13 protein-coding genes are annotated in these 19,556 nt (G+C 69.2%); 3 read left to right on the plus strand and 10 right to left on the minus strand.

What is annotated here, in order from left to right; all coding sequences use genetic code 11:
• The first annotated feature begins 135 nt into the window (after nucleotides 1-135).
• Nucleotides 136-1,341: a type II secretion system inner membrane protein GspF gene (gene gspF, locus AruCF_RS16620; RefSeq protein WP_049074505.1), complete on the plus strand. Its 1,206-nt coding sequence runs from the start codon at nucleotides 136-138 to the stop codon at nucleotides 1,339-1,341.
• Nucleotides 1,342-1,943: 602 nt separating this feature from the next.
• Here the strand turns inward: gspF and AruCF_RS16625 are convergent.
• From AruCF_RS16625 to AruCF_RS16635, 3 genes are all read right to left on the minus strand, one after another.
• Nucleotides 1,944-2,282, minus strand: coding sequence for a P-II family nitrogen regulator (locus tag AruCF_RS16625; protein ID WP_006386376.1), 339 nt, complete (start codon nucleotides 2,280-2,282; stop codon nucleotides 1,944-1,946).
• Nucleotides 2,283-2,516: 234 nt separating this feature from the next.
• Nucleotides 2,517-4,583, minus strand: coding sequence for an NAD(+) synthase (locus tag AruCF_RS16630; protein ID WP_049077907.1), 2,067 nt, complete (start codon nucleotides 4,581-4,583; stop codon nucleotides 2,517-2,519).
• Between the two features lie 93 nt (nucleotides 4,584-4,676).
• A complete protein-coding gene (locus AruCF_RS16635; protein WP_049074506.1) occupies nucleotides 4,677-6,008 on the minus strand; it encodes a mechanosensitive ion channel family protein in 1,332 nt (443 codons plus the stop codon).
• A gap of 274 nt (nucleotides 6,009-6,282) precedes the next feature.
• On the opposite strand from AruCF_RS16635, the gene argH reads away from it, so the two are divergent.
• Nucleotides 6,283-7,701 carry an argininosuccinate lyase gene (argH, locus tag AruCF_RS16640; RefSeq protein ID WP_006386379.1) on the plus strand — a complete coding sequence of 473 codons (1,419 nt, stop codon included), beginning with the start codon at nucleotides 6,283-6,285 and terminating at the stop codon, nucleotides 7,699-7,701.
• A 176-nt stretch (nucleotides 7,702-7,877) separates the two neighbouring features.
• Nucleotides 7,878-9,917: a PEP/pyruvate-binding domain-containing protein gene (locus tag AruCF_RS16645; protein ID WP_049074508.1), complete on the plus strand. Its 2,040-nt coding sequence runs from the start codon at nucleotides 7,878-7,880 to the stop codon at nucleotides 9,915-9,917.
• A 228-nt stretch (nucleotides 9,918-10,145) separates the two neighbouring features.
• Here the strand turns inward: AruCF_RS16645 and lpdA are convergent, their stop codons facing one another.
• The 7 genes from lpdA to AruCF_RS16680 form a co-directional block, all read right to left on the minus strand.
• Entirely contained in the window at nucleotides 10,146-11,549 is a 1,404-nt protein-coding gene (gene lpdA, locus AruCF_RS16650; protein ID WP_049074512.1) for a dihydrolipoyl dehydrogenase, read from the minus strand.
• 2 nt (nucleotides 11,550-11,551) lie between these two features.
• Nucleotides 11,552-12,913 (minus strand): dihydrolipoamide acetyltransferase family protein, encoded by a 1,362-nt coding sequence (locus AruCF_RS16655; protein ID WP_049074514.1) that lies wholly within the window; start codon nucleotides 12,911-12,913, stop codon nucleotides 11,552-11,554.
• 1 nt (nucleotide 12,914) lies between these two features.
• Entirely contained in the window at nucleotides 12,915-13,958 is a 1,044-nt protein-coding gene (locus tag AruCF_RS16660; protein WP_049074516.1) for an alpha-ketoacid dehydrogenase subunit beta, read from the minus strand.
• A gap of 3 nt (nucleotides 13,959-13,961) precedes the next feature.
• A complete protein-coding gene (locus AruCF_RS16665; protein ID WP_049074519.1) occupies nucleotides 13,962-15,194 on the minus strand; it encodes a 3-methyl-2-oxobutanoate dehydrogenase (2-methylpropanoyl-transferring) subunit alpha in 1,233 nt (410 codons plus the stop codon).
• A gap of 240 nt (nucleotides 15,195-15,434) precedes the next feature.
• Nucleotides 15,435-17,837, minus strand: coding sequence for a TonB-dependent siderophore receptor (locus tag AruCF_RS16670; RefSeq protein WP_053086012.1), 2,403 nt, complete (start codon nucleotides 17,835-17,837; stop codon nucleotides 15,435-15,437).
• A 61-nt stretch (nucleotides 17,838-17,898) separates the two neighbouring features.
• Entirely contained in the window at nucleotides 17,899-18,870 is a 972-nt protein-coding gene (locus AruCF_RS16675; protein WP_049077910.1) for a FecR family protein, read from the minus strand.
• A complete protein-coding gene (locus AruCF_RS16680; protein WP_049074520.1) occupies nucleotides 18,867-19,379 on the minus strand; it encodes a sigma-70 family RNA polymerase sigma factor in 513 nt (170 codons plus the stop codon). The genes AruCF_RS16675 and AruCF_RS16680 overlap by 4 nt, the downstream gene beginning before the upstream one ends.
• Nucleotides 19,380-19,556: the final 177 nt, after the last annotated feature.

Genomic DNA, 19,556 nt, shown 5'->3' on the forward strand with positions numbered 1-19,556 from the left:
ACGTGAAAGCGCGTCGGAGTATACGGGGTGACACTGCAACACTACGGTCATAATCCAAAGGCAAGGTGACGGGCTGCAAAGCCTTGATTTACGGGCCTTTCCGCCAATCGGCGCAAGCCCGCAGCGACCTCCACCATGCCATCCTTTCGTTACGAAGCGACTGACGCGCTCGGCAAAATCGTGCAGGGCACGATCGACGCCGACAGCGAGCGCGGCGCCCGCAACCAGTTGCGCGGCCGCGGCCTGCTGCCCCTGTCCACCTCCCCCGCCGCGCGCGTCGAAGGCCTGGGCGCCGCGCTGCGCACGCGCCTGTCCGATGCCGACCTGGCCTGGCTCACGCGCCAGCTCGCCAGCCTGCTGGCCGCCCGCCTGCCGCTGGACGCCGCGCTCAGCGCCACGCTCGAACAGGCCGAGAAAAAGCACATCGCCGCCACGCTCGAAGGCGTGCGCGACGACGTACGCGCCGGCCATCGCCTGTCCACCGCGCTGGCCTCGCGCCCGCGCGACTTTCCCGAGATCTACCGCGCGCTGATCGGCGCCGGCGAGGAATCCGGCGATCTGGCGCAGGTCATGGAAAAACTGGCGGACTACATCGAAGAGCGCAACACGCTGCGCAGCAAGGTCATGACGGCGTTCATCTATCCCGCCGTGGTGGCTTGCGTCTCCGTCATCATCGTGATCTTCCTGCTGGGCTACGTGGTGCCACAGGTGGTGTCGGCCTTCAACCACGCCAAGCAGCAATTGCCGCTGCTGACCCGCATCATGCTGGCGCTGTCGGACTACGTGCGCGACTGGGGCCTGGCCACCGGCGCCGCCATCGCGCTGGCCATCGTGCTGTGGCGCTACTCCCTGCGCGTGCCCGCCGCCCGCCAAGCCTGGCACGCCCGCGTGTTGCGCCTGCCCCTGGCCGGCCGCTTCGTGCTCGGCGTCAACGCCGCGCGCTTCGCCTCGACCCTGGCCATTCTCTGCGGCAGCGGCGTCGCCCTGCTCACCGCCCTGGACGCCGCCCGCCGCACCCTCGGCAACGACGTGCTGCGCGGCGCCGTCGACGAAGCCGCCGCGCGCGTGCGCGAAGGCGCATCCCTGTCGGCCTCGCTGGCCGCGCAGAAAGCCTTCCCCTCGCTGCTCATCCACCTGATCGCCAGCGGCGAAAAGACCGGCCAGCTCCCCGAACTGCTGGACCGTGGCGCGCAGAACCTGTCGCGCGACCTCGAACGCCGCGCCATGGCCATGACCGCCCTGCTCGAACCCGCCCTCATTTTGCTGATGGGCGGCTTCGTCCTGCTGATCGTGCTGGCCGTGATGATGCCGATCCTGGAAATGAACCAGCTGATCCGCTAGGCGCACAAAAAGAAAAGGCCCGCGTCCAAACCGCAGGCCTCACCGAATCAATAACAAGGAATCGAACAACCGCCAACGCACGCATTGGCTCGCCGCGGAACAGCTGGAACAGCGGTGCGCGGAAAGACAAAAGTGAACGCCAAGAAAAAAAGCGGCGCCCCAAAAGCCGCCGCCCTACAGTTCTCTCTCTCCCCACCCGCGCGAAGCAACAACACCCCGCCGCAGCCGGCCCGCGTATGCAACAGCGGCCGCCCGCGCGGCCACTGTTTGCGGGCCCTGCAAGCTCTCCCGCAAGCCACCACCGCAGCAGCGCGTCAATTCTCAAAGGTGCGAGCCCGGCGCGCAGGCGCAGCGGGTGCGGGCGCCGTCGATGCGCCCGACGGAATCCGAAGGCAGCCGCCGCAGGCGGCAACAAGGATGAGGATGGGGGGGGCCGCCTAGGCAAGTCCGGAGCGAACGCTCCGGACCGCAATCGTTGGCGCCCGCACCCGCTGCGCCTGCGCGCCGGGCGCCTCAAGAACGCAACCACCCGCCCAAAAAACAGCGGGGCGACCATTACGATCACCCCGACAGTCAACCCAAAAACGAATCCCAGCGCAAACTCAAAGCGCCTCTTCGTCGCTCTCCCCCGTCCGAATCCGGATGGCCTGCTCCACCGGCGTCACGAAGATCTTGCCATCCCCGATCTTGCCGGTACGAGCCGCCTTCACCACCGCCTCGATCGCCGCCTCGACCTGGTCATCCGGCAGCACCACCTCGACGCGAATCTTCGGCAGGAAATCCACCACGTATTCCGCCCCACGGTAGAGCTCGGTATGCCCTTTCTGGCGCCCGAACCCCTTCACTTCGGTCACGGTCAGCCCGCTGACGCCGACCTCGGCCAGCGCTTCGCGGACCTCGTCGAGCTTGAAGGGTTTGATGATGGCGGTGACTTGTTTCACGTTGGTCGTCCTGATTATGCGGTCTGTTGCGGCGCCCGGATCCGACCATTCTCGGACCCAGGCGCAATGATTAAGAGAATACCACCGGCGCCGCGCGCCATACGGTCCGCCAGGCGTTGCCGGGAAAACCCGAATACGTCCTTGCGGGCAAGTCTGCCGCCGGCGCCACGGACAGCGCTTGCGGCAGGCGGGCCGACGCCAGCCTGGCCGACCCGCACGCCGGACCCGCGCCGGTCAACCCGGCGGCGCCTCGTCCGGAATCCGGTCGGCGTCGCGCATCCACACCACCGACTCGGAATCGCTCGGCGCGCGCCAGTCGCCACGCGGCGACAGCGACCCGCCCGAGCCCACCTTGGGCGCGTTCGGCACGCAGGTGCGCTTGAACTGGCTGAGGCGGAAGAAGCGGTCCAGGAAGATCTTCAGGTTGCGCTTGATCGCCGCCAGGTCGTACTGGTTGCGCGCCACGTGGCCGCCTTCCGGCCAGGCGCCGGCGTCGCGGTCGCGCCAGGCCGCCAGCGCCAGGAACGCCACCTTGGTCGGCGCGAAGCCGTAGCGCAGCGTGTAGTACAGGTTGAAGTCCTGCAGCTCGTAGGGGCCGATGGTGTCTTCGCTTTTCTGGGTCGGCTTGCCGTCATCGCCGCCTGGCACCAGTTCGGGGCTGACGTCCGTGCCCAGCACGTCCAGCAGCACCGCCGCGCCGGTCTCGCCCAGGCGGCCGGACTCGGCCACCCAGCGCACCAGGTGCGTGATCAGCGTCTTGGGCACGCTGGCGTTGACGCTGTAGTGCGACATGTGGTCGCCCACGCCATAGGTGCACCAGCCCAGCGCCAGCTCGCTCAGGTCGCCAGTGCCGATGACGATGGCGTTGTTGAAATTGGCGATGCGGAACAGGTGGTTGGTGCGCTCGCCGGCCTGCACGTTCTCGAAGGTGATGTCGTACACCGGCTGGCCATCGGCATAGGGATGGCCAAGGTCCTTGAGCATCTGCAGGCAGCTCGGGCGGATGTCGACCTCGGAGGCCGTGCAGCCGACCACCGCCATCAACTGGCGCGCCTGCTGCAGCGTGCGCGTACTGGTGGCGAAACCCGGCATGGTCACGGCCAGGATGTTGGCGCGCGGCAGCCCCAGCGTATCCATGGCCTGGGCGCAGACAAGCAGCGCGTGGGTCGAATCCAGCCCACCCGAGATGCCGATGACCACCTTGGACATGCCGCTGGCCGAGAGCCGCTGTGCCAGCGCCTGCACCTGGATGTTGTAGACCTCCTTGCAGCGCTCGTCGCGGCGCCGGGCATCGGCCGGCACGTACGGAAAGCGCGCCACGCGCCGCTCCAGCGGCAGCTCGGCGTCCTCCAGCGGCGCCGCGACCGGCACCGGCACCAGGCGGAACTGGCGCACTTCGTCGCGGTGACGGCGCGCCGACTGGCCGAAGGTGGTCTGGTGCATGCGCTCGCGCGACAGGCGCTCCAGGTCGACGTCGGCAAACAGCAGGTGCGATTCGTTCAGGAAGCGCTCGGACTCGCCCAGCAGCTCGCCGTTTTCGTAGATCAGCGCCTGGCCGTCCCAGGCCAGGTCGGTGGACGACTCGCCGCGGCCGGCCGAGGTGTACATGTAGGCCGCCAGGCAACGCGCCGACTGCTGCGCCACCAGCTGGTGGCGGTAGGCCGACTTGCCGACCACGATGTTCGAGGCCGACAGGTTCACCAGCACCGTGGCGCCGGCCAGCGCCGCGAACGAGGACGGCGGGATCGGCACCCAGACGTCTTCGCAGATCTCGACGTGGAACTGGAACAGCGGCAGCTTTTCCATCTGGAACAGCAGCTCGGCGCCGAACGGCACGGTCTGCTCCAGCAGGCGGATCTCGGTGGCGACGGCGCAATCGGCCGCGCTGAACTGGCGCGCTTCGTAGAATTCGCTGTAGTTGGGCAGGAAACTCTTGGGCACCACGCCCAGGATGCGGCCGCCGGCGATGACCACGGCGCAGTTGTACAGCTGGTGCGCCACCCGCAGCGGCGCGCCGACGATGACGGCGATATCCAGTTCGGCCGTGGCCCGCGCCACCTGGTCCAGCGCCGCCTCGCAGGCGTCCAGCAGGGCCTTCTGGTGGAACAGGTCGTCGCAGGTGTAGGCCGACAGGCCGAGTTCGGGGAACGCCACCAGCACGGCGCCGCCCTGGGCCGCCTGCTGCGCCAGCGCGATGGTCTGCGCGGCGTTGAAGGCCGGGTCCGCGACCTTGCACTCGGGCACGCCCACGGCGACCCGGGCGAAGCCATGGGAATACAGGTTGAAGAACGGGTTCGACATCGGATCCATCGCCTGGGGCGCCTTGATACGGAACTGCACGAAACGGGCCTGCTGCAGGCCCTGGGAATCCTACCGGGCGATTATCTCACGGCGTCATGCGCCGGACGGCGGCGCCAGGCGCTCCGGATCGGCCCGGTGATGCGCGCCTTCGGCCGCCAGCGCCGCCTGGACGGCGCCCTCGCGCAGGTAGTTGCCCATGGCGCCGATGTCCGCGCCGGACGGCTGCTGGTACAGCCGCAGGCCCAGTTCCGGCAGGATCGCCAGCAGATGGTCGAAGATGTCGCCCTGGATGCGTTCGTACTCGACCCAGGCGGTGACGGCGGTGAAGCAATAGACCTCCACCGGAATGCCATCGGCGGTGGGTTCCATCATGCGCACCATCATCGCCATGTCCTGGCGCACCTCGGGGTTCTGCTTCAGATAGGCCAGGCCGTAGGCGCGGAAGGTGCCGATATTGGTCAGGCGGCGGCGGTTGGCCGGCACGCTGGCCAGCTCGCCCATGGTCTGGTTGGCCTGGGCGATGTCCTGGGTCTTGACCCGCAGGTAATCGTGTAGCAGCCGGAAGCGCATCAACTGCTGGGCTTCCTCATCGGTCAGAAAGCGCACGCTGCTGGCGTCGATGCGCAGGGTGCGCTTGATGCGCCGGCCGCCCGACTCGAACATGTGGCGGTAGTTGCGGTAGCTTTCCGAGAACAGCTTATAGGTCGGCACCGTGGTGACGGTGTTGTCCCAGTTCTGCACCTTGACCGTATGCAGCGCGATGTCCTTGACGAAGCCGTCGGCGTTGGACTGCGGCATCTCGATCCAGTCGCCGATGCGCAGCATGTCGTTGCTGGTGAGCTGGGTGCTGGCCACCAGCGACAGCAGCGTGTCCTTGAACACCAGCAGCAGCACCGCCGATAGCGCGCCCAGGCCGGAGATCATCCACAGCGGCGAGCGGTCGATCAGGATGGAAAGCACCAACACGGTGCAAACCGCCATCAGGATCAGCTTGCTGATCTGGATATAGCCCTTGATCGAGCGGGTCTGCGCCCGGGTGGTGGCCGAATAGGTGTCCTGCCAGGCGCTCAGCACCCCGGAAAACGCCACGAACACGCAGATCCAGGCGCCGGCGTGGGCCAGCCGCCCGACCAGCGTGGCGGCCTTCTCGACGTGCGGGACCAGTTCGATGCCCACCGACACCACCGCGAACGGCACCGCGTACCACAGGTTCTGATAGGCGCGACGGCGCTGCAGCGCCTTGTCCCAGTCCTCGTGGCCGCTGACCACCAGCAACCGGTGCGCCAGCAGCAGCACCACCCGCGCGACCACCCACTGGACGAACAACGCCGTCAGGATCAGCACGCCGATGCCGACCAGCGTCTGCGCCCACGGCTGGTGCGGCATATAAGTATCGAGTTCGGTGGCCAGCTGTTCCCATTCCATGGGCATAGGTCGTGTGCTCTCTTTCAGGTGACTAAGTGGGAAGGCGCCGACAGCCGCCGGGGAAAGCCCCGCCGCCTTGGGCGTGCCGCCCCCGGAGGGGCGTGTTTCATCCTGAGGCGGCTCGGCGATGGAAAAACGCCGTAGACCGCCGGATATGACCCTGAATTATCCGACAACTCGCGCCGCCGCGCGTTTCCAGCCGCAACAGCGGGGCCACCCCGCGGGGCGCCGGATTCGTCAGGCGCCCGAGGCAGGCCCTATAATCCCCGCCATCATGGCAAACACTCCCTCCCCCGATCAAAACCAGTTCGCCAACAAGGCGCAGGCCTGGTCCGCCCGGTTCTCGGAACCGGTTTCCGAACTCGTCAAACGCTACACGGCGTCCGTGGACTTCGACAAGCGCCTGGCGCGCGTCGACATCCAGGGTTCGCTGGCGCACGCCGACATGCTGGCGGCCCAGGGCATCATCGGCGCCCAGGACCTGGCCGACATCCAGCGCGGCATGACCCAGATACTGTCGGAAATCGACGCCGGCAGCTTCCAGTGGCTGCTCGACCTCGAAGACGTGCACCTGAACATCGAGAAGCGCCTGGTCGAGCTGGTCGGCGATGCCGGCAAGCGCCTGCACACCGGCCGTTCGCGCAACGACCAGGTGGCCACCGACATCCGCCTGTGGCTGCGCGGCGAGATCGACACGCTGATCGACCTGCTGCGCCAGTTGCGGCACGCGCTGGCCACGGTGGCGCTGGACAACGCCGCCACCATCATGCCGGGCTTCACCCACCTGCAAGTGGCCCAGCCCGTCACGTTCGGCCACCACCTGCTGGCCTACGCCGAGATGTTCGGCCGCGACGCCGAGCGCCTGGCCGACTGCCGCCGCCGCGTCAACCGCCTGCCGCTGGGCGCCGCCGCCCTGGCCGGCACCTCGTTCCCGATCGACCGCGAACGCGTCGCCAAGACCCTGGGCTTTGACGGCGTCTGCCGCAATTCGCTGGACGCCGTCTCCGACCGCGACTTCGCCATCGAGTTCTGCGCCGCCGGCGCGCTCATCATGACGCACGTCTCGCGCCTGTCCGAAGAACTGGTGCTGTGGATGAGCCCGCGCGTCGGCTTCATCGACCTGGCCGACCGCTTCTGCACCGGCAGCTCGATCATGCCGCAGAAGAAGAACCCCGACGTGCCCGAACTGGCGCGGGGCAAGACCGGCCGCGTCAACGGCAACCTGGTCGCCCTGCTGACCTTGATGAAGGGCCAGCCCCTGGCCTACAACAAGGACAACCAGGAAGACAAGGAAGGCCTGTTCGACACCGTCGACACCGTGCGCGACACGCTGACGATATTCGCCGACATGGCCGCCGGCATCAAGGTCAAGGCCGACAACATGCGCGCCGCCGCGCTGCAGGGCTTTGCCACCGCCACCGACCTGGCCGACTACCTGGTCAAGCGCGGCGTGCCGTTCCGCGACGCCCACGAAGTGGTGGCCCACGCCGTGCGCGACTGCGAACAGCGCGGCTGCGACCTGGCCGACCTGTCGCTGGACGAACTCAAGGCCTATCACCCGACCATCGGCGACGATGTGCACCAGGTGCTGACGCTGGAAGGCTCGGTCGCCGCGCGCAAGCATGTGGGCGGCACCGCCCCCGAACGCGTGGCCGAGGAAGCCCGCCGCGTGCTGCAGGAGACGGCGGCGTAACACGCCGGCGATTCCCTGGCGGGAAAACAAGCGGCCCCGGATTTCCGGGGCCGTTTTCTTTTGTGGCCACGCTACGCAAATGACCTGTCACGGCGTGTCATTCCTCGTTTCCGATCTCGCACGAGCGGCGGGGACAGGTTCGCTATGATGGGCGCTTTCTCACTCCCCCCACCCCCATGCCAGCCCTGCGCGCGTCCTGGTTTCCGTCGCCCCTGTCCCAACCGGCCGTTCTGACCGCCGCCTGCCTGCTGGCGCTTGCCGCCCTCCCCGCCGCCCAGGCGCAGACGGCGCGCAAGCCGTCGCCGTACGAAAACAACGTCATCGAGCCCTTCAAGGCGCCCCGGCCGCTGACCCCCGAGGAGATCGCGGCGCGCAAGGCCGAGGACGCGCGCCGCGGCGGCCCGGCCTTCATGGCCCGGATCGACGACGAAGCCGCGTTCCGCCAGCTGGCGCGCGTCTACAACGCCGGCACGCCGCTGGAAATCCCGCACGTGCTGTTCGTGATCGATCGCCAGCGCGGCAACCGCATCCATTACCTGGACACGCCGCGCTACGGCCTGCACGAGACCTTCGCGCGCGAGCGCCGCCTGCTGCCCGGCAAGGACAAGGCCGCGCTGACCGCGCAGTACAAGGATCCGAACCGCCGCCTGCTGTTCGGCACCCTCAGCTGGCAGCGCGACCTGCCCGGCTACACCTATGAATTCTGGGAAGGCGACCGCCTCACCCCGGAGCTGCTGAAGCTGGCCGACGAGGTAGTCGCCAAAAGCTTCTATGCCCCGGTCCGCTTCAAGACCAACTCGACGCTGCACGAACAGGCCGCCGCTACCGCCGGCCTGACCTTCGTGACCCAGGAAGCGCTGCTGCGCGAACAAGCCTTCCTGCCGCTGAACCCCGGCACCGCGCAGGGCCGGCTGCGCATCGTCGCCTCGGTCGACGCCACGCCCGACCTCAAGCGCGACGACATCGTGGTGCTGGACGAAGTGCCGATCGCCATCCCGCCCGTGGCCGGCCTGATCACGCAGCGGCCGTCCACGCTGCTGTCGCACGTCAACCTGCTGGCCAAGGGCTGGGGCATTCCCAACGCCTACGTGCGCGACGCCAACACCGCGCTGCGCCAGTACGACGGCCAATGGGTCACCTTGACCGTCAGCGGCAACGACTACCAGGTGCGGCCCAGCGACAAGCCCGCCAGCCAACCGCCGGCCACGCCGCCCAAGCCGCGCGCGCAACTGCCCAAGCCGGACCTGACGGTCCAGGCGCTCAAGCCGCTCGATGCCCTGGCCGTGCGCGACAGCCGCCACTGCGGCGTCAAGGCCGCCAACCTGGGCGCGCTCCGCTCCGCATTGCCGCCGGCCGCCAGCGTGCCGGACGGCTTCTGTATCCCGTTCGCGCAATATGCCGCCTTCATGAAGCGGCTGAACGTGGCGCAACGGGTGGCCGCGCTGGAACAGCGCGCCGACTTCATGGCCGACGCCGAAGTACGGCGCAAGGAACTGGCGGCCCTGCGCCAGGACATCATGCAGGCCGCCGTCGACCCGGCGCAGGCCGAATCCTGGCGCGCGCTGTGGCAATCGCGCCTGAAGGGCGCGGGCGTGTTCGTGCGCAGCTCGTCCAATTCCGAGGACCTGCCCGGCTTCAGCGGCGCCGGGCTGTACACCACCGTGCCCAACATCACCCAGCCCGAGGCCTTGGCCAAGGCGGTGCAGACGGTATGGGCCTCGGTCTACAACTTCGACGCCTACGAGGCGCGGCGCGCGGCGGGCATCCCCCAGGACGCGGTGGTGATGGCCGTGCTGGTGCAGCTGGCGGCGCCGTCCGACAGCTCCGGCGTCATGATCACGCGCGATCCGTTCGACGCCAGCCGCCGCTACGTGACCTACATCTCGGCCAAGCGCGGCCTCGGCATCAAGGTGGTGGAAGGCAAGCGCCAGGCCGAGCAGGTGATGTATTCGAGCTGGTCCAAGGCGGTGCAAGTGCTGAGCCGCTCGGCCGAGGACACGCAGTTGGTGGCGGACGCCGGCGGCGGCGTGCGCGAAGTGCCGATCGCGGCGGACGCGCGCCAGGTGCTGAACGACGCGCTGGTGGCGCGGCTGGCCGCCGTGGGCCGGCAGGTCAAGCAGCGCCTGGGCCAGGTCGACCAGGATATCGAATGGGCGGTGGTCGGCGACAAGATCATCATCCTGCAGGCGCGGCCCTACATCGACGCGCGCCGCTAGCGGACCCAGAGGGAAAAGGCCCCCACGCTCCGCCGCTGCGCGGTCGCTGCCCCAAGGGACATTTTTTCCTTGGGGCGGCCCGGCGGCAAAAATAGCCCCCGACGCTCCGCCGCTGCGCGGGTCGCTGCCCCCCAAGGGGGCGTTTTTGCCTTGGGGCGGCCCGGCGGCAAAAAACCGCGGTGGCGGGCGTGATGCCCGCCACCGCGGCTGCGGATCCACCGTAACGGATCAGATGTGCAGCGCGTGCCCCAGCGCCTTGAGCGCGGCTTCCTGCACCGCTTCGCCCAGGGTCGGATGGGCGTGGATCGTGCCCGCCACGTCCTCCAGCGTCGCGCCCATTTCGAGCGACTGGCCGAACGCCGTCGACAGTTCCGACACCCCGCGCCCCACCGCCTGCCAGCCCACGATCAGGTGGTTGTCGCGACGGGCCACCACCCGCACGAAACCGTCGGTGGACTCCAGCGTCATGGCGCGGCCGTTGGCGGCGAACGGGAACGACGCCGCCAGGCAGTCCAGCCCGGCCGCTTCGGCCTCGGCCGGCGACAGGCCGGCCACCACGACTTCGGGATCGGTGAAGCACACCGCCGGAATCGCGGCCGGCTGGAAGTGGCGACGCTTGCCCGCCACCAGCTCGGCCACCATCTCGCCCTGCGCCATGGCGCGGTGCGCCAGCATCGGCTCCCCGGCGATATCGCCGATGGCCCAGACGTCGCGCATGGAGGTGCGGCACTGATCGTCGATGCGCAGCGCGTTGCCCTTGCGATCCAGTTGCAGGTTTTCCAGGCCCCAGCCCTGCGTGCGCGGACGCCGGCCGACGGCGATCAGCACCCGGTCGGCGGGCAGCGCGGTCTCGGCGCCGCTGGCGTCCTGGATCCGCACCGCGGTGCCGGCGCCGTTCAGTCCCAGCACCTTGCGGCCCAGGTGCAGCTCGACGCCCAGCCTGGCCAGCGCGGCGGCCACGGGCTTGGTCAGCTCGGCGTCATAGGTCGGCAGAATGCGGTCCTGCGCCTCGACCACGGCCACCTCGGCGCCCAGCTTGCGGTACACCGTGCCCAGCTCCAGGCCGATGTAGCCGCCGCCCACCACCACCAGCTTCTTCGGGATGTCGGCCGGCGACAGCGCCTCGGTCGAGGACACCACCATGCCGCCGAACGGCACCGAGGGCAGCGGCGTCGGCTCGGAGCCGGCCGCCAGCAGCAGGTGCTCGCACTGGATGCGCTGGCGGCTGCCGTCGGCGCTCTCGACCTCGACGGTCTTGCCGTCCAGCAGGCTGGCCCAGCCGTGCACCACCTGCACGCCGTTCTTCTTGAGCAGCGCGCCCACGCCGCCGGTCAGCTTGCCGACGATGCCGTCCTTCCAGGCCACGGTGCGGCCGATGTCGATGGCGGGCGCCGACACCGAGATGCCCAGCGCCGACTGGCCGGCGTAATGGCGCGCCTTGTCGAATTCCTCGGCCGCGTGGATCAGCGCCTTGGACGGAATGCAGCCAATGTTCAGGCAGGTGCCGCCCAGCCGGTCGCCCTCGACCAGGATGGTGGGCACGCCCAGTTGCCCGGCGCGGATCGCGGCCACATAGCCGCCAGGCCCGCCGCCGATCACCAGCAGGGTTGTCGTCTTGGTAGTCTGGCTCATGCTTACTCCACGAAAAGCAGCGCGGGTTGTTCCAGCAGCGCGCGCACGGCCTGGATGAAGCGGGCCGCGTCCATGCCGTCGACCACGCGGTGGTCGAACGAGGACGACAGGTTCATCAGCTTGCGCGCCACCACGGCGCCATTGCGGAAGGCGGGCCGCTCGACGATGCGGTTCACGCCCACGATGCCGACCTCGGGATGGTTGATGACCGGCGTGGTGACGATGCCGCCCAGCGGACCCAGGCTGGTGATGGTGATGGTCGAGCCGGACAGCTCGCCGCGGCCGGCGCTGCCGGCGCGCACCGCCTGCGCCAGCCGGCCGATCTCGGCCGCCATCGACCACAGGTCACGGGTTTCGGCGTGGCGCATCACCGGCACCATCAGGCCGCCGTCGCTCTGCGTGGCGATGCCGATATGCACGGCGCCGTAGCGCGTCACCTGGCCGGCCTCGTCGTCATAGCGGGCGTTGATCTGCGGGAAGTCGCGCAGCGCGATCACCATGGCGCGCGCCAGCAGCGGCAACAGCGTCAGCTTGCCGCGCGACTCGCCGAACTTCGCGTTCAGGCTGACGCGCAGCTCCTCGAGCTCGGTGACGTCGATTTCCTCCACGTAGCTGAAATGCGGAATGCGGCGCTTGGACTCGGCCATCTTCTGCGCGATCTTGCGGCGCAGGCCGATCACCGGCACCTGCTCTTCGTCGTTGCGCTCGGCGTAGGCCGGGCCGCGCGCGGTCGTGGCCGCGCCCTGCCCTTGCAGGTAGGCGTCCAGGTCCTCGTGCATGACGCGGCCGGCCGGGCCGCTACCGTGCACGTAGCGCAGCTCGATGCCCAGGTCCCAGGCGCGCTTGCGCACCGCCGGCGAGGCCAGCGGCTTTTCGCCGGGTTGTCGGGACGCGGCGGGCGCCTGGCGCGCGGCGGCCGGACGGCTGGGCGGCGCGGAGGGCGCTTGCGGCGCGGCGGCGGACGATTGCAGCGACGCGGCGATCTGGCCGGCAACGCCGCCGGCCGGGGCCTTGTCGGCCTTGGCCGGCGCCGGTGCGGCGGCCGGCGCGCTCACCGCCGGAGCCGGCGCGGCAGCGGCCTGCGGTGTCTGCGCCGCCGCCTCGCCCTTGACGTTACCCTCGCCTTCCACTTCCAGGCGGATCAGTTCGCCGCCCACGGCCATGACCTGGCCGACTTCGCCGCCCAGCGCGACCACGCGGCCGACCACGGGCGACGGGATCTCGACCGTGGCCTTGTCGGTCATGACGTCGGCCAGCGGCTGGTCCTCGGCGACCGTGTCGCCCACCTTGACGTGCCAGCCCACCAGTTCGACCTCGGCAATGCCTTCGCCGATGTCGGGCATCTTGATGACATGAATCCCCATCTCACACCTCCATCGCGCGCTTGAACGCTTCGCCGACCCGGCGCGGGCCGGGGAAATACGCCCATTCCTGCGCGTGCGGATAGGGAGTGTCCCAACCGGTCACGCGCTCGACGGGCGCTTCGAGGTGATGGAAGCAGTGTTCTTGCACCAGCGCGATCAGTTCGGCGCCGAAGCCGCAGGTGCGCGTGGCTTCGTGCACCACGACGCAGCGGCCGGTCTTCCTGACCGAGTTGACGATCGTTTCCAGGTCCAGCGGCCACAGGCTGCGCAGGTCGATGACCTCGGCGTCGATGCCGGTTTCCTCGGCCGCGGTCAGCGACACGTGCACCGTGGTGCCATAGGTCAGCACCGTCAGCGCGTTGCCGGGGCGCACGATGGCGGCGGAGTCCAGCGGCACGGTGTAGTAACCGGTCGGCACCACGCTGCCCGGGCGGCCGGTCCACGGCGTCACGGGGCGGTCGTGGTGGCCGTCGAACGGGCCGTTGTACAGGCGCTTGGGTTCCAGGAAGATGACCGGATCGTCGTTTTCGATGGACGCGATCAGCAGGCCCTTGGCGTCGTAGGGGTTGGACGGCATCACCGTGCGCAGCCCGCAGACCTGGGTGAACATGGCCTCGGGGCTCTGGCTGTGGGTCTGGCCGCCGTAGATACCGCCACCGCAGGGCATGCGGATGGTCATGGGCGCGATGAATTCGCCCACCGAGCGGTAGCGCAGGCGCGCCGCTTCCGACACGATCTGGTCGGAGGCCGGATAGAAATAGTCGGCGAACTGGATCTCGCACACCGGCCGCAGGCCGTAGGCGCCCATGCCCACCGCCACGCCGACGATGCCGCCTTCGGAAATAGGCGTGTCGAACACACGCGAGCTGCCGTACTTGGCCTGCAGGCCCTCGGTGCAGCGGAACACGCCGCCGAAATAGCCCACGTCCTGGCCGAACACCACCACGTTGCCGTCACGCTCCAGCATCACATCCATGGCCGAGCGCAAAGCCTGGATCATGGTCATCGGCGCGGACGCCGGACCAACATTGTTATCGATAGCCATGACTCACACTCCGAGCTGCTGACGTTGCCGGCGCAGGTGCTCCGGCATGTCCTTGTAGACGTCTTCAAAGATGCTGGCGGCGCTGGGGACGTGGCCGTCCACCAGGGTGCCGTAGCTTTCCGCTTCCTTCTGCGCCGCCTGGATCTCGGCGTCGAGCTCGGCGCGCACCGCGTCGTGCTCGGCCTCGGACCAGATGCCACGCAGGATCAGGTGCTTCTTGAAGCGCTCGATCGGGTCGCCCAGCGGGAAGTGGCTCCAGTCGTCGCCGGGACGGTACTTGGAGGGATCGTCGGAGGTGGAGTGCGGGCCCGCGCGGTAGGTCACCCATTCGATCAGGGTGGGGCCGAGGTTGCGGCGGGCGCGTTCGGCGGCCCAGCGCGAGGCGGCGTAGACCGCCAGGAAATCGTTGCCGTCCACCCGCAGCGAGGCGATGCCGAAGCCCACGCCGCGGCCGGCGAAGGTGGCGCCCTCGCCCCCGGCGATGGCCTGGAAGGTCGAGATGGCCCACTGGTTGTTGACCACGTTCAGGATCACCGGGGCGCGGTACACGTGGGCAAAGGTCAGCGCGGTGTGGAAGTCCGCCTCGGCGGTGGCGCCGTCGCCGATCCAGCCGGACGCGATGCGCGTGTCGCCCTTGATGGCCGAGGCCATGCCCCAGCCCACCGCCTGGATGAACTGCGTGGCCAGGTTGCCCGAGATGGTGAAGAAGCCGTTCTCGCGGTCGGAATACATGACCGGCAGCTGGCGCCCCTTGAGCGGATCGCGCTCGTTGGACATGAGCTGGCACATCATGGTCACCAGCGACACGTCGCGCGCCAGCAGGATGCTCTGCTGGCGGTAGGTCGGGAAACACATGTCGCCCTGCTCCAGCGCCAGCGCATGGGCCGAGCCGATGGCCTCTTCGCCCAGGCTCTGCATGTAGAAGGAGATCTTCTTCTTGCGCTGGGCGGTCAGCATGCGGCCGTCGAAGATGCGCGTCTTGAGCATGGTGCGCATGCCTCGGCGCAACAGCTCGTCGCTGATCTCCGGCGCCCACGGGCCGACGGCGCGGCCGTCGTCGTCGATGACCCGCACCAGGCTGTAGGCCAGGCTGCCGGTGTCGATCGCGGCGACATCAATGGGGGGTTTGGGCACCTCGCCGGGTGGCGACAGGCGCAGGTAGGAAAAGTCGGTCTTGCAACCCGGACGCCCGGTGGGCTCGGGGACGTGCAACTTCAGCGGCCCGTATTGGCTCATGAATTGTCTCCACGCTTGATCGTGTCATGCGCATTCTTCTTACCAAGACACTGCCCGGGGGGGTGACCTCGGACATTGCCATCGTCGACCTGTGCAAAGGGATAAACATGCACGGCCGGGAGCCAGAGTAGCACAGGGCGCGGCCCCGAGACAGGGGCCGCGCCGGGCCTTGCTGGCCGCGCGGTTCGGGGGCCGGCCGGCGCGCGCGGCAGGGGGTTGCACGCCCCTGCCGGCCCGCTATCACCAGCGGTAGGTCGCCGTGCCGATCACGCGGCGCGGCTCGCCGTAGAAGCAACCATAGGTGCAGTTGCCGATGTAGGTCTTGTCGGCCAGGTTGGTGGCGTTGAGCGCGAATCGCCATGGCCCGGAGGTGTAGCTGACCATGGCGTCGAACAGCGTAAAGGATGGCACCTCGACCGCCGTGCCGTGCGCCAGGCCGCGCGTGCTGCCGACGTAGCGCACGCCCGCGCCGACCCGCAGCCCCGGCAGGCCGAAGGCGCCGAAGCCGTAGTCGCCCCAGACCGAGAACTGGTTGAACGGCACCGAATTCAGACGCTTTCCGACCTCGTCCGGTTGCAGCGGGCTGGCCTTGAGGGTGCGCGCATCGGTGTAGGCGTAGGCGGCGATCAGGTTGGCGTGGCGGCCGAGGCGGGTGCGCGCTTCCAGCTCCAATCCGCGGGTGCGCGCCTGACCTGCCTGGATCTCGTAGTTCGTGTCGAACGGGTCGGTCACGTTCACGTTCTTGCGGGTGAGCTGGTACACCGCCGCCGACAGCATGGTGTCCGCCCCCGCCGGCTGGTAGCGCACCCCGGCTTCGTACTGCTGACCGGTGGTGGGCTTGAAACGGCTGCCCTGGCGATCCTGGCCGCCGGTCGGCTCGAACGATTCGCTGTAGCTCAGGAACGGCGCCAGGCCGTTGTCGGCCAGGTAGACGATGCCTGCGCGGCCGGTGAAGGCCTGGCTCTTTTCATTGTCCGCGATCTTTTCGCCGGTGAAGAAATTGCGTTCGTTGACCGTGACCCAATCGTGCCGTCCACCCAGCAGCACCACCCACTTATCGGCGATCTTGACCTGATCCTGCAGGTACACCCCCAGGCGCTTCAGGTCGGTTTTCGAGGACGACCACGGGAACGGCGTGGCCGGTCCCAGGGGGACGCCATAGACCGGGTCATAGAGATCGATGTTGGTGTTGCTGCGCAGGTAGCGCTCGGTCTCGTGCCTGGGCAGCGAGTAGTCCAGGCCCGCCAGCAGCGTGTGGCGCAGCGGGCCGGTGGTGGCGTCGTACTGCAGCGATGTATCGGCCACAACCGCCGAAGACCGATCCCAGCGCGGCATCGCGCCGCGATCGGCGGTGTGGCGCTGGTCGGCCTGTAGCTGCCAGATGTCGGTGGAGAAATAGGTGCTGTCCGCGTGGAAGTAGCGCACGCTGTTGCGCAGCTTGAGCTGGTCCGTGAATGCGTGTTCGAACAGGTAGCCGATCGAATAGCGCTTCATGATGAACTTGTCGAAGCCAGGTTCCCCCGTGAATCGATTGCGGGGAATCCTGCCGTTGGGATTGGGCAGGACCGTGCCCTGGCCAGGCAGGCCGTAGACGTAGGCCGTGCGGTCCTCCTGGTATTCCGCCAGCAGGGTCAGCGAAGTGGCATCGCTGGGTTGCCACTTGAGGGCCGGGGCCACGTAGGTCCGGTCGTCCGGCACGTGATCGATGAAGGTGTCGCTGTCCCGCTTCAAGGCGGTCAGGCGGTAAGACCATTTACCCTCGTCATCGAGCGCGCCGCCGAAGTCGCCGGAGATCTGCTTGCGGCGGAAGTTGCCCGCCTCGACGTTCAGTTCATGCAGCGGCTCGGTCGTGGGCCGCTTGCTGACCGTGTTGATGACACCCCCCGGCGGCGCCGCGCCGTAGAGCACCGAGGCGGCGCCCTTGAGGAACTCGACCCGTTCCAGCCCGTACAGTTCCTGCCGTCCGTTGTAGATGTTCACGGTGTACAGCGTGCCATCGCGATAGTAGCTGCCCTGGCTGCCGCGAAAGCCGCGCAGGAACACGCTGTCGGAGGTGCGGTCCAGGCCTTCCGCGCGGCTCACGCCCGCCACGTAGCCCAGCGCGTCCTGCAGGCTCTGCGCCTTGAGCGTCTCGATTTCCTCGGCGCCGACCACCGTGATCGACTGCGGCGTCTCGATGATGGGCGTGTCGGTCTTGGTGCCGGTGGCGCTGACGCGGGCGGCGTAGCCATGCAGCGGGCCGGAGGGCGATTCGGCCGCGCCGGTCACGCGCACCGGCTCCAGCAGGGTGGCGTCGCCCGCCTGCGGCAAGGGCCGCGCGCTGAAGGTGCCATTGGCGGTAACACGCAATTCCAGGCCGCTGCCCGCCAGCGCCTGGCGCAAGGCCTGCTCGGCGGTGTAGGTGCCGGCCACGGCCGGGGCCTGGCGGCCCGCCACCAGCGCCGGATCGACCGACACCGCCTGGCCGCTCTGGCGCGCGATACGGGTCAGGGTCTCGGCCAGCGGCGCGGCGGGCAGATCGTAGCGCTGCGCCATGGGCGCACCCGATTGGTCGCCCGCCTGGGCCTGGGCGATACCGGCCGGCGCGGCCAGGGCGATGAGAAACGCGGCCGCCAACTGCGGCGCGGGACGAACGGGGAACATGGAATCTCCTGCGACAAGGGGGTGCTTCAGGAGGTATGTCCAGCGAGCCCGCCGCGAGCGATCATTTTTTTTCGGCGGCATCGGCGCGCAGGTCGATGCTGACCAGCCAGCCGCCCAGCGTGGCGACCTCGATCGGCAGCGTCTGGCGCAGGGATTCCAGCACGCGGTCGGTGTCGTCCAGCGGAAACGCGCCCAGCACCCGCAGCCGGGCGGCCTCGGGAGAGATGCGCAAAAAGCCGCGCCGGTATGGCCGCAATGCCTCCACCACCTCGCCCAAAGGCTGGTCGCGCACCACCAGCATGCCGTCTTGCCAGGCGGCGGCCTCGGCCAGCGCGGCGTCCGGCGCGCCGATGCCGTCCGCGCCGAAGCGCGCGCCCTCGCCCGCCGCCAGCGCGCGCCGCTGGCCGGCCGCGCGGATCTCGACACTGTGCTCGATCACACAGGCGACACTGCCCCGCGCATCGCGCGCCACGCCGAACACCGTGCCCAAGGCCTGCACCTCGCCATCGGGACTGGCGACGATGAAGGGCCGCGCGGCGTCCGCCGCCACCCGCACGTAGACCGCGCCCTCGCGCAACCGCAGCACGCGGACGCGGTCATCGAACTGCAGGTCGACGGCGGAGCGCGCGTTCAGGGTGACCACGCTACCGTCCGGCAGCGGATAGGCGCGGCGTTCGCCGGTGCCGGTGCGCAGGTCGGCGGCCAGGGTCCGCAACGGCGTCTGGCGATCGACCAGGGCGGCCAGCCCGCCGGCCGCCAGCGCCAGCATCAAGGCATTGCGCAGCGCCCGGCGGCGCGAGGTCGGCGCCAGCAGCGCCGCGCCGGCCGCCCGGGACGAGGCGCCCTCGCCCAGCGGCGCAAAGGTGCTGTCCAGGGCGCCGGTGACCAGGTCCCAGGCGGCGGCGTGGCGCGAGTCGGTCCGGTGCCAGGCCTCGAACCGGGCGCGGTCGGCGGCGCTCGCCTCGCCCGACGACAGCAGCACCATCCAGTCGACCGCCGCCTCGACGGCGGCCGGCAGCGCGGGCGCGCTCATGCCGCCAGGCGCGCGGCCACGCACAGCGTGATGGCCTGCTTCATGCCGCGCCGGACGGTGATGGCCGACACGCCGAGCTGCTCGGCGATCTGCGGATAGGTCAGTTCGTGCAACTGGCTCAGGAGAAATATGTGGCGGGTGCGCGCCGGCAGGCGTTGCAGGGCGCGGTCGATCTGCATCAGGGCCTCGGCCACCAGCGCGCGCTGTTCCTCGCTGGGCGCGCAGGCATGCGGCAGGGATTCGAGGCTGTCGAGATAGGCGCGCTCGAGCTCGCGGCGGCGCCAGAAGGTATACAGCGTGCGCTGCGCCAGCGTGGTCAGGAACGCGCGGGGTTCGTGGATCGGCTCGGTCGGGCGGCCGGCCAGCACCCGCACGAAGGTATCGTGCGCCAGGTCGGCGGCGTCATGACGGCAACCCAACCGGCGCCGCAGCCATTCCAGCAGCCACGGATGATGGGCCTCGTACAGCTGGGCGGCGGGGTGCGGCGTCGGCTGCGCGGGATGGGACATGGCGGGGAATGGGATGGCGGGCTAATCAACAATAAGAATTATTGTCATTTATTGGTGGCCGCGCAAGCCTGCCCGGTGCAGCTGGACGGCGAGCAACGTCGGCCTGGCTCGGTGTCGTGGCTCGGTGTCTTGGCTCGGTGTCTTAGCGCGCTGGACCGCATCTGGCCGACCTCTATA

This window comes from Achromobacter ruhlandii, from assembly GCF_002082135.1.
In the GTDB taxonomy this organism is placed as follows: domain Bacteria; phylum Pseudomonadota; class Gammaproteobacteria; order Burkholderiales; family Burkholderiaceae_B; genus Achromobacter; species Achromobacter ruhlandii.

What these genes read in the sequence shown, in the direction of transcription:
- argH (WP_006386379.1), top strand. Translation starts at nt 6,283, where the DNA reads ATGGCAAACACTCCCTCCCCCGATCAAAACCAGTTCGCCAACAAGGCG.
- lpdA (WP_049074512.1), bottom strand. Translation starts at nt 11,549, where the DNA reads ATGAGCCAGACTACCAAGACGACAACCCTGCTGGTGATCGGCGGCGGG.
- AruCF_RS16670 (WP_053086012.1), bottom strand. Translation starts at nt 17,837, where the DNA reads ATGTTCCCCGTTCGTCCCGCGCCGCAGTTGGCGGCCGCGTTTCTCATC.
- AruCF_RS16630 (WP_049077907.1), bottom strand. Translation starts at nt 4,583, where the DNA reads ATGTCGAACCCGTTCTTCAACCTGTATTCCCATGGCTTCGCCCGGGTC.
- gspF (WP_049074505.1), top strand. Translation starts at nt 136, where the DNA reads ATGCCATCCTTTCGTTACGAAGCGACTGACGCGCTCGGCAAAATCGTG.
- AruCF_RS16665 (WP_049074519.1), bottom strand. Translation starts at nt 15,194, where the DNA reads ATGAGCCAATACGGGCCGCTGAAGTTGCACGTCCCCGAGCCCACCGGG.
- AruCF_RS16645 (WP_049074508.1), top strand. Translation starts at nt 7,878, where the DNA reads ATGCCAGCCCTGCGCGCGTCCTGGTTTCCGTCGCCCCTGTCCCAACCG.
- AruCF_RS16680 (WP_049074520.1), bottom strand. Translation starts at nt 19,379, where the DNA reads ATGTCCCATCCCGCGCAGCCGACGCCGCACCCCGCCGCCCAGCTGTAC.
- AruCF_RS16660 (WP_049074516.1), bottom strand. Translation starts at nt 13,958, where the DNA reads ATGGCTATCGATAACAATGTTGGTCCGGCGTCCGCGCCGATGACCATG.
- AruCF_RS16655 (WP_049074514.1), bottom strand. Translation starts at nt 12,913, where the DNA reads ATGGGGATTCATGTCATCAAGATGCCCGACATCGGCGAAGGCATTGCC.
- AruCF_RS16635 (WP_049074506.1), bottom strand. Translation starts at nt 6,008, where the DNA reads ATGGAATGGGAACAGCTGGCCACCGAACTCGATACTTATATGCCGCAC.
- AruCF_RS16675 (WP_049077910.1), bottom strand. Translation starts at nt 18,870, where the DNA reads ATGAGCGCGCCCGCGCTGCCGGCCGCCGTCGAGGCGGCGGTCGACTGG.